17 protein-coding genes are annotated in these 9,589 nt (G+C 44.5%); 3 read left to right on the plus strand and 14 right to left on the minus strand.

Annotation, left to right across the window (positions count from 1 at the left end):
* The 13 genes from VR7878_RS20250 to VR7878_RS20305 all read right to left on the minus strand — a co-directional run.
* A partial coding sequence (locus VR7878_RS20250; protein ID WP_077337776.1) for a hypothetical protein occupies positions 1–218 on the minus strand: 218 nt, incomplete at its 3' end.
* A 10-nt stretch (positions 219–228) separates the two neighbouring features.
* Positions 229–1,035 carry a major capsid protein P2 gene (locus VR7878_RS20255; RefSeq protein ID WP_077337765.1) on the minus strand — a complete coding sequence of 269 codons (807 nt, stop codon included), beginning with the start codon at positions 1,033–1,035 and terminating at the stop codon, positions 229–231.
* A gap of 244 nt (positions 1,036–1,279) precedes the next feature.
* Positions 1,280–1,939: an ATP-binding protein gene (locus tag VR7878_RS20260; RefSeq protein WP_077337766.1), complete on the minus strand. Its 660-nt coding sequence runs from the start codon at positions 1,937–1,939 to the stop codon at positions 1,280–1,282.
* Positions 1,926–2,408: a hypothetical protein gene (locus VR7878_RS20265; RefSeq protein WP_077337767.1), complete on the minus strand. Its 483-nt coding sequence runs from the start codon at positions 2,406–2,408 to the stop codon at positions 1,926–1,928. Before VR7878_RS20265 ends, VR7878_RS20260 begins: the two co-directional genes overlap by 14 nt.
* Complete coding sequence (locus VR7878_RS20270; RefSeq protein ID WP_038182614.1) at positions 2,408–2,803, minus strand: hypothetical protein; 396 nt, start codon at positions 2,801–2,803, stop codon at positions 2,408–2,410. Before VR7878_RS20270 ends, VR7878_RS20265 begins: the two co-directional genes overlap by 1 nt.
* Entirely contained in the window at positions 2,796–2,975 is a 180-nt protein-coding gene (locus VR7878_RS20275) for a hypothetical protein (protein ID WP_038182612.1), read from the minus strand. The genes VR7878_RS20270 and VR7878_RS20275 overlap by 8 nt, the downstream gene beginning before the upstream one ends.
* 2 nt (positions 2,976–2,977) lie before the next feature.
* Positions 2,978–4,990 carry a replication endonuclease gene (locus tag VR7878_RS20280; protein WP_306345814.1) on the minus strand — a complete coding sequence of 671 codons (2,013 nt, stop codon included), beginning with the start codon at positions 4,988–4,990 and terminating at the stop codon, positions 2,978–2,980.
* Positions 4,990–5,166 (minus strand): hypothetical protein, encoded by a 177-nt coding sequence (locus VR7878_RS21170; RefSeq protein ID WP_157371839.1) that lies wholly within the window; start codon positions 5,164–5,166, stop codon positions 4,990–4,992. The genes VR7878_RS20280 and VR7878_RS21170 overlap by 1 nt, the downstream gene beginning before the upstream one ends.
* A gap of 4 nt (positions 5,167–5,170) precedes the next feature.
* Positions 5,171–5,353, minus strand: a complete 183-nt coding sequence (locus tag VR7878_RS20285; RefSeq protein ID WP_077337768.1) for a hypothetical protein — start codon at positions 5,351–5,353, stop codon at positions 5,171–5,173.
* The gene (locus VR7878_RS20290; RefSeq protein ID WP_077337769.1) at positions 5,322–5,603 is read right to left on the minus strand and encodes a hypothetical protein; all 282 of its coding nucleotides are present in this window, start codon (positions 5,601–5,603) and stop codon (positions 5,322–5,324) included. The genes VR7878_RS20285 and VR7878_RS20290 overlap by 32 nt, the downstream gene beginning before the upstream one ends.
* Positions 5,596–5,793 (minus strand): hypothetical protein, encoded by a 198-nt coding sequence (locus tag VR7878_RS20295; protein WP_077337770.1) that lies wholly within the window; start codon positions 5,791–5,793, stop codon positions 5,596–5,598. The genes VR7878_RS20290 and VR7878_RS20295 overlap by 8 nt, the downstream gene beginning before the upstream one ends.
* A gap of 34 nt (positions 5,794–5,827) precedes the next feature.
* Positions 5,828–6,175, minus strand: a complete 348-nt coding sequence (locus VR7878_RS20300) for a hypothetical protein (RefSeq protein ID WP_077337771.1) — start codon at positions 6,173–6,175, stop codon at positions 5,828–5,830.
* A 10-nt stretch (positions 6,176–6,185) separates the two neighbouring features.
* Positions 6,186–6,416, minus strand: a complete 231-nt coding sequence (locus VR7878_RS20305) for a hypothetical protein (RefSeq protein WP_077337772.1) — start codon at positions 6,414–6,416, stop codon at positions 6,186–6,188.
* 144 nt (positions 6,417–6,560) lie between these two features.
* On the opposite strand from VR7878_RS20305, the gene VR7878_RS20310 reads away from it, so the two are divergent.
* Together VR7878_RS20310 and VR7878_RS20315 are read left to right on the plus strand one after the other, a co-directional pair.
* Positions 6,561–7,220, plus strand: a complete 660-nt coding sequence (locus tag VR7878_RS20310; protein ID WP_077337773.1) for an XRE family transcriptional regulator — start codon at positions 6,561–6,563, stop codon at positions 7,218–7,220.
* 3 nt (positions 7,221–7,223) lie between these two features.
* On the plus strand, positions 7,224–8,177 hold the full coding sequence (locus VR7878_RS20315; protein WP_077337774.1) for a phage integrase: 954 nt from the start codon (positions 7,224–7,226) through the stop codon (positions 8,175–8,177).
* A 932-nt stretch (positions 8,178–9,109) separates the two neighbouring features.
* Here the strand turns inward: VR7878_RS20315 and VR7878_RS20320 are convergent.
* Positions 9,110–9,325, minus strand: a complete 216-nt coding sequence (locus VR7878_RS20320; RefSeq protein WP_077337775.1) for a hypothetical protein — start codon at positions 9,323–9,325, stop codon at positions 9,110–9,112.
* A 106-nt stretch (positions 9,326–9,431) separates the two neighbouring features.
* Here VR7878_RS20320 and VR7878_RS20325 point away from each other — a divergent pair.
* On the plus strand, positions 9,432–9,589 hold a 158-nt coding region (locus VR7878_RS20325; protein ID WP_077333657.1), incomplete at its 3' end, for a transposase.

Raw genomic sequence — 9,589 nt, forward strand, 5'->3', positions numbered from 1 at the left:
AGACCGCCCCCGATATACAGGAGGGTTTTGTCATTGCCTTGTGGTGCCGGTGTGACTTTGTTGCCGTTATCATCGGCCTGATGGGTTGCCTGTGGTTGCGTGTTGGCGTTGACCGAACTGTTATCACTGGTTGCGGCTCCGACAAGGTTGTCGAAGCCTTCCCCGACACTATCGAGCAAGCCGGAGCCAAAATTACTTAAATCATCTAAGAACGCCATGATTGCCCCCTTACTTAATCAGGTCAGGACGAACAATCTTGACGGACTCAACAATGATCGGGATCGAGCCGACAGCACTGTCGGTTTTCACCGTGAATTTCAACTCGTTGGTGTGCGCGGTCTGGAACAGTTCATCAATGAAATAACCGCGCATAATCGGGTCAAAGTGATACATCCCTGATTGCCAGAATCGACGATTGCGTTTGGCGCGCATCGTCTCAACTGCGCGGGTTGTGTCATACACTTTGATATAATCGCGGTGAATTTCGAGTGAGTTCACAGTTTCTGACAAGAAATGCATCCGACGAACCAGCAACAGCGGGCTGGAGACCAAATCAAGAAACTCATTCTCTGTCGATGTCGCTTGCATGGTTTGCTTTTTGATTTGCGGTACAACAATACGCACCCCTTGTGCAGGGGAGACCGTCGCATGACCTTTGAGCACGACGCCCGGCGCGCTGCCGCTTGCATCCGGTGCAATTTCTACTTCAAGGATAATATTGTCTCCGGCCTCAGTCACAAGGGCGGTGTAACGCATCCCGTTTTTAGTCTTGGCGGTAATGTCAGCCAGCGGAATATGATAAAAACCATCAATCGACGGCATCCCTTTGTAGGCTTCAAGGGATTTCATTAACTTTCCGTCAAGGACAATGATTTCATCACCGTTTAAAGTAATCGAAACCCGTTTGATCTGCTCCGGTGACAGGTTGGTTTCAAGAAAGATTTCTTCATAAACGGGGCCGGTCGGGATCACCATTGAGGCTTTTTCCCCGTAGGCAACGCCCGTAAATGAATTAAGTCGCATCACTGAATTCATACGCTCTCCCCTTAACCGATCGCGTCTTCAACAGAATCAACATTATTTGACGCCCAGACCACGCCAGCGGCAACCACTGCGGCAATCAGGCCGACCACAGCGATATTCTTTGCGGATAACTTCATTTTTGCTCCAATAAAAAACCGCCCAACATTAGGCGGTCTGTATCAAAGCACACGATTCACAATCGATTCCTAACCCGATTGTGAATCCGGTTTAGAATAAATGTGATTTGAGTCGCATTTCACCATCGAATCGCGCCTTTCTGGTAGGCTTTTCCATCCTGAAGCAGGTACTCAAGCGGGTTTAACCGGTCGATTTCATCGGCTGATATGCCGGTCATTTTTTCTAAATATTGCGCACTGGTATGGGTCTTCTGCATCATCACACAGGCGCGCTGACAGTTATCAATAATGGTTTTAGATACCTCCTGACCGCGCTGGAATAAATTGATTGAATGCAGGTTGAATTTACGGCCCAGCCGCAAAATTTTGCCATGATAACCGGTGGCTTTCCCTGCATTCTCGCTATGCTCGGCAACCTCTTCACAGATGATTTTTAGCGGCTTTGGATGTTTGCCGTTGCCACAGCCCCAAACCACCCGACAAAAGCGGTCAAAGTCTTTGACGGTGGTTTCATGCTTGGGTTGATAGGCAATTTTAAACCCTTGCCGTGTTTTACGCCCTGCAATCATGGCGGTGGCAAAGTCTTTGATATTGTCATATCCCCGAACGACACGACCGGCCAGCGTGCCGGTATAGTCGCCAACCGGATCAAAGATAGCGACTTGATCGGTTGCACGGATAAAGAGTTTCTTTGCGGCTGAGGTCTTACCGCTGCCACTCATCCCGACCGCATAGACATGACCATTGTGCAGCGCATTATTGGGGTTAATCGGCTGCATGGTCTGGCGCTCCGTCTTCTTTGGCCGCTTGGATTTCTTTAGCTCGGTCAAGGGCTTTAAGCTCTTTCACCTGATGATACGATGAAAAGCCGAGCGCCCCCGCAGCCATGACAAAGGTCAGCTCTTCTTTGTACTGGACAAGCCAAGGCGGAAGCTCACCCCCGTATTTGACGAACAGCGGAGCCGCAGCCCCTGCCACTCCTTTGACCTGCGCTTCATCAAACATGAAATCTTTGTGTACGAACTGCCGGATCACTTCTTCAGTGACGCCTATGACGGCCATTGAAGTTGCTTCGCCTGCTGCCAGTGCTGCCGCTTCTTTAGGATCGGTTTTGGCAACGGCTTCATCAGGGTTAAAATCCTGCTCGGTGATTTCATTCAGTAATGCGTCTTCATCCGCTTTTGAATGGGTTTCCAGACCGTCATCATTTGGTATTTCGTTTTCTGAGTATTCCGTTAGATTTTCCATTAAGAGACCACCTTGATTGCTTTAATCAGACCACCGAACACCACGCCTAAAGCACCCCCTAATCCCATACAGGCGAGGGTAGTCATTGGCTTTGATTGTGTTTCTGGTTTTGGCTCTGGATTGGGGTTACTTTCCGTCTGTTTTTCCGTCTGGATTGGCAATGATTCCGGTTGCGGCTCCGGTTGGCTCATTTCGTCAATCTGAGCCTGAACCGTTTCAAGGGGCTGAAAGGCTTTCATTTCTGCTTGGGCTGCTTTTCCGGTTCGGGTATCGGGACCACAATCACAGCGACCGTGAACAAAGGCCGAGCGTTTGCCTTTGCCTTGCTTAATGGCTTTGGGATTTTGGCAGGTATGACAAACCACATACCCGAGAATATCGTCAGATTCAGTCATGCTTTATCTCTCCTTCAAGTGTTGTGAGTCGGTGATTGAATGCTTTCAATAACCAAATGGTTTTGGTCAGCCACGGCTTGATAAAGCCAAACCCTAACGGGGGCTTATAGGCTTGTGCTTCGGTGTCCATTTCTTCCAGTAATTGGGTTGTTTTCGTTTGTAGTTTGCTCATGTTTACCTGTCTGTAAGGGTGATTAATCGGTCATTGCTGAGTTTCAGGGAGACATAACGGTCAATGGCTATCTTTGCCCCGCGCATCAACGGGGCAATCAGACACTGAACGCCTTTGACACTCCATCCGGTGGCGTCAATGAGTGCTTTTTCAAGCGTTGAAATTTCCTTTTCTGGGGAAGGGTTACACTTATTTTCAGTGCTCCAAGGGGAAGCGCGCCGCGCTTCTTGCAAACGCTGGACGTCCTTTTTTTTCACGAGACTGTAACGGGTGGCGCAGGTTTGAATGATTTTTCCGAGCCAGTTCACACCAATAACCCGTTTGACGGTATCCCCGTATTTGTTGAAGTTTTCTTCATAAGCAAGCTTGGCTTTTGCGCCCAACTCACAAAACCCTTTCCAACGGGATTGATCGGCATGGTCACGCAAGGTTTCCAACTCTTCATCAAAGGCGGTATCGACCGCGCTTGCCCGTCGCAATTGCCGCCATAAACCCACGGCAGGAGAGCCGGATTGTGAAAACTGTTTGATCCGGTGGGTTGAAGCCCATGCACGGGCAGAGAATGCCGATTCTTCGGCATCATTCTCCGGCATGTGTGAGCCGTTAATGTTTTTTGAAATGTATTTGATGATGTAGCCGGTTGCGGTGCCTTTGGCCGGATCGCTGTATTCAATTTTAATCCGGTGGGATTTGTGAAACAGGCCACCACTGATTAACTCGTCCCTGTCTTCTTCACAGGCAATGGATTCACAGATATGTACAAAATCAGCCTTCTGGCTGGGATGAACGTATAAGAACAGATGCGCGTGGGGTGTGCCGTCTTTGTGCGGCTCGGCCACTCTCAGACCGAACCAGTCAATCTCATGCTTCTTGAACAGGGCACGGGCGCGTTTCCATTGCTCCATGATGTTCTGATGAGCTTCTTTGGGTGTGCAGCCGTTCCATTTACTGGAATTGCGGTGATACTTGGACGGCAGTGTCCACGTCATGAATACGCCCTCATAACCTAAATCAATCGCGCGCTCTTCATCACCACGGGAGCGGACGACTAATTCAACGCGACGGTTTTCCTGATTGGCGGTGGTACGCTTGATGACTTCCTCTAAATCAAAGGCGGTGCCGGTCTCTGGGTCGAAGACGGCCATTGATTCGATAAAGCGCTTAGCTTCGCTCTGTTTCTGACGCCAGCGGGCAAACGAACGACGGGAAATATATTTGCGTTGTCCCTGACTGGCTCCGACCCGATCAAGGGCGATTTGTGAATATTCGATATATTGGGTGCGTAAAAACCGGAATTTACGCGCCAGATAACCGACATCGAGACAACGACGGATCGCCCGCTCTAATTCACGCTCGGCTTCTCGGATATTATCGTGATGTTTGCGGATTTGTGGCGGCTTGATATGTAGCTGAAACAGCTTATCACTCATTGCTGAAAATGCCGTTTGTAATGCGTCAAGGTATCCGTTTTCTGTTGCTTCATCAATAGAAATACTGCCCATGATTGCGGTGAATTCATGGGTAAGATTCCATGCAAGGCGCTCAATCTGCTCATCACTCATCAGGGTGTCATGATCGAGCGATACCGTTTGATGACCGAGTGTGACAGGGGGGGCCGATGCACTTTTACGGGCATCGACAAAAGGAAATTTTTTCTCAATCAGCGGGGCGAATTTCAGGCCATGCCGGACGGCATCATTGACCGCTAATTCGATATTCTTACGCGTCGGGTTTGCCCGTTTACGTCGCCTGAAAATCTGATGCTGAATATCTTCCTGCACGATTTTCGGCAGACGGGGCATAAAGTGGCGTGAAAATGGGGTGCCATTTTCGAAGGTATCCCGCTTTGCTGCGTCTTTTTCGGCTGCATTGTGCTGATCGCCTTTTGCCTCCGCCAGCCGAAGCGCGGCCGAGAGATAAGGCGAATCGGGGCGCACCTGATAAACGTCAATCAGGTGTTTTTTACGCAAAGTGCGATTGATATGATGACCAATAAAAGAAGCGGTATATTTCATTATTTTTGTGGCGTTAAACCGTGTTTCTCGCGTAGTTTCTGGATTAAGAAAAGGTTTCGTTTACGTTGCTGCTCCGTCATCGCGGCACCGGTGACCATGTCAGGACAGGGTTTGTGATAAGGTGCCAGATAATCGGAGTTGTGCCCCTTGGGTAGGGTATAACTCACATCATCCATTGAATTACGCCTCTAAACTTTCCAGTAGTTCAATCGCTTCTTCTATCTGAATGAGTAATCCGGAAAGATAGTTGTCCTGTTCAGCACTGTTACTTGGATGCATGTATCCAAGAATGACACGATGCAGGAAACGGGCTTCACTGACGTGGTCAAAATCAACACTGATTGAATGGATTGGTGTATTCATTGTTCTCTTCCTTTTCTTTATGTGTTTCGCAATATTTTGTTACCAGTTCATGAATCAATTGTTCGTTGAGCCAGCCTTCTGCATTCAAAATCGCGATGATTTTTTTATCTTGTATGAAATTGAGTTGCCTTATTCCACATTCGTCAATCAATTGGAGTTCATCAAACCAGACTGAACACCCCATAAAATACGCATGAAAATTATCGGCTATCGAATCGTATTCAACATACGTATCATTCACTTTATTCATTGAATTGCGCCTCGATATCATCCGCTTGCTGGCCTTCTGCCATACCGATAATGTCACCGTGAAAAGAATGCAGCGCCAGCCATTCGCCCCCGTTTACTCGTTTGATTTCATCAATGAAGATACTGATGTTGCCGACTTGACAGACAATGCCGCCTGTCATGCTATTGCGGTATTTAATTTCGTGTTTCATCGTGCATTTCCTGAGATTTGAATCAGCCGACTCATTAGTGAATATCACCATAGACCGGTGCATGTTTGAGCGCATATTCATGGACATCAATCATCAGGTTTTCAAATTCAATCTTTCCGGTAACCGCTGCGTAACTCAGATAGTTCTGGCCTTGTTCAAAAAAGCGTTTAAGTGCGGTTGTAACGGTGTTTTGTTCATCAGAGATTTCTAACAGGCTGATAGAAAAATCAATAGTGATTAACATCATTTGAAAATGGGCAAAGCGGACATAACTATAGAATGTGTGCTCTGGCAGCTCTTTTGCTTGCTCTAATACGCTTACGGATGCATCAATCTGGTTGGCGATTTTAATTAAGCAGAACTCAGACAAACTGACTTTCATAACTTTTCCTTTATTTCAATGGGACTAAAACGAGCTGTCCTGCTTCAATGCGTCGATAGGTTTCAACCATGTCAATCAGAACCCGACCTTTAACGTGATCTTTGGGAATCGTCGGAAGCACCGAATTTTTAATCATTTTTTCGATAGAGCTTTCAGGAATACCGGTCATTTCTGCAAATTTGGGTTGTGTAACAAACGGAGTCGGGGCACAAGTTATATTTATGATTTGTGGGTCTTTCATTGTTTTCTCTCTATTTAAACTTGCGGATATTCGTGGTTATTTGTATTGTTCGCATATCAGAACAGTGAAAATCTTAGTTATTTAAAAAGAACAAATCAATACCTTGTTCTCAAAAAATAACAAAAAAGAAAGAGGTGTTAACTTATGTCATTGGTTTTTAATAAAAAAAGAGATATAGATAAATTTCCTGAACGCTTAAAAGAAGTTATGAAAAATGACACTTTGAGGTCTTTTTCTCAAAAAACAGGCCTATCTTCTACTGTCTTGCACGGATACGTGAACAGTAAGAGTTACCCATCCCTTGATCGTCTTGCTGCAATTGCTGAGGCTTCCGGAAAGACTGTTGAGTGGTTTATTAATGGCGAACTACCCAATAATGATATCCTCATCGCCTATCAGTATGACTTTAAAGCTAGTGCTGGATTAGGTGCTTTGGTGGTATCTGAAAATCCGGTTGCTGAGTTTCGGTTAAGCAAAGAATGGTTGGTCAGACAAGGGATTAGAGACACTAATCTATGTATCGTTGAAGTTCGGGGCGACAGCATGGAGCCGACCCTAGAAGAAGGTGATTTGATGCTGGTTGCATTAAATGACGACCGAACGGAATTCAAAGACGGGATCAATGTGATTAATGTCAATGGTGAGATTTATGTGAAACGCCTACAACGTGATTTTATTGAAGGTACCATTGAAGTTAAAAGTGATAACAAGGAATACAAAACTAACGTCATTCATCCTGATTTTAAGGGGCAGTTTGAAGTGATAGGCCGGTTGCTTCGGGTGCTGCAACGAGCGAAGGGGTAAGACGTGTTACAGCAAAATGATGCAGGTGAATGGTTCAGTGATTTATTCCCGTCACGAACGTTCAAGATAAAGCGAGATGCGGCCAATTATGAAAAAACAGTTCAGCTCAAAAATGAAAGTTCGACCATTAATACCGATGACCGGACGCTGAGAGAGTTAATTGAACTCTGGTACAAGTTGCATGGCAGGACGTTAAATGATGGTAAAAGACGTTATGACTTGTTACACCGGATTGCGGAGAAGATGAATAACCCGTTAGGCCGGAATCTAACTGATGAAGAATTTGCCAAGTACAGGGAAGGGCGGATCAGTGAAGTTTCGACCACTACAGCCAACCGTGAACATAGTTATCTCAGGGCTGTATTTAATGAGCTGAAGCGGTTAGGGGTGATTAAATATGATAATCCTCTGTCTCATATCCGGCAGTTTAAAGAGAGAGAAGGGGAACTTCGTTTTCTGACTCATGATGAAATCAGAAAACTACTCTCGTCCTGCCGCCAGTCATCGAATCAATCACTTATCTATATTGTTAAAATTTGTCTTGCGACCGGTGCCAGATGGAGCGAAGCCGAAAATCTGAAAGCGTCACAGATAGCTAATGGTAAAATCACCTACCTGAACACGAAAAACGGGAAGAACAGAACAGTTCCTATCAGTGATGAACTCTATGAAGAGTTAAAGCAGTTAGATAAATCCGGCGATGAAAAAATGTTTTTGTATTCACTTTCGGCATTTCGAAAAGCAATTGAAAGAGTACAGATTCACCTTCCTAAAGGGCAGATGTCCCACGTTCTGCGCCACAGTTTTGCAAGCCACTTTGTGATGAATGGTGGTAATATCGTTGTTCTGAAAGATATTTTAGGCCATAGCACGATCACTACAACGATGCGTTATGCGCACCTTGCCCCAGATCACCTCTCTGATGCAGTGTTATTAAATCCTTTAGTTAATGTATAAGGGGTTGGGTTCATATGGGTAATTCCAAATAATTAACTTATTCATTAGATAAGTTAATTATTTGATTTTTTATTAGTGCTCTGTCATAGTATAAATATATACGTACAGTATATAAACAAAAGCCCCAAACAGATGTTTGAGGCTTTGCATTTAGTCCTAGGACTTTATTGCTTTGATTAGTGCTGCTAGTGAACCGACCAAAGTTGCAACAGCAAAAATCAACTGAATGTAGTCATTAATAGTGACCTCCTTAGCTAAATGTTATGAAAAGTCTCTAAAGTTTTTGCTTTAGGGACTTTTTTATTTTAAGCATTACTGAATAAAATAGAAACAACAAAAAAATGTTATATAACAATTGTGATATAAGTCTCATAATAGTGAAATTGAGATGAAAGCTCACAATATCAGATAATTTATACCCCCTAGCCTATCAAGTTCGTATTAATGGACATTATGTTAAACAAAGAATTTTACTATTCATAATATGTAGCAGAATTGCATACTTAAAATGCGCTCGGTCTTCGCGGATCTGGGCGCTTTTTTCTTCCCCCTGTCTATGCTCGCGGACATTTGCGGATATTCGCGGGATATGGTAAATTCGCTCCGAGTAAGGCTTTGATATGTATGGCAGTTGTTTTGTTTTCCAAATCCGCGTGTTGGGGGTTCGAATCCCTCCACCCCTGCCATTACAAATTGCATAATTATGCAAAACGAAACCCGCTCAATGAGCGGGTTTTTTGTATCTTGAATAGCATTAATCGAGATAGATAGGGTGTTGTCGCGAAAAACTCTGTTACTTCAGAATAACCTCATACAATATGCCTATATCTTATCGATAATTTATATGAGTTAATAGAAGTGTTGGGTTGTATCAATAATATTCCTGTATGTTATAAGCAGGAGGAGTCCTGAATAAAAAGGAGACGATCAAATTAAACTGGATCACTTAGATGTATCTTATCTGCTTCCACATAAGGCTTAAACTCATCATGAGTAAGAACAGTTTTATTTAGCTCTTCCTTTGCTCTCCACTGAGTATTCTCTCTTAAGTAATTCCTATTTTCTTTTGATTTTGATTTATTAACCAATTCTAGATGATAATTCATCTCATGCTCTTCACTGAAATTAACATGATTGTGATCTTTCATATAAATAATTCCTATATTAATTAATATGCTATGTGTAGTGGTACGGTGAATTTGGCCACCTGATTAGAGGTGTTAAAATACACCTCATAGCATGACAGGTGAAACTATGACCAAGCGTACCAGACGCACTTTCAGTGCGGAATTCAAACTCGAAGCAGCGCAACTTGTTCTCGATCAAAACTACACCGTTGTTGAAGCTGCAAAAGCCATGGGTGTTGGTAAATCGACAATGGATAAGTGGGTAAGGCAGCTCAAGCAAGAAAA

It is taken from the genome of Vibrio ruber DSM 16370, assembly GCF_900163965.1.
Lineage (GTDB): Bacteria > Pseudomonadota > Gammaproteobacteria > Enterobacterales > Vibrionaceae > Vibrio > Vibrio ruber.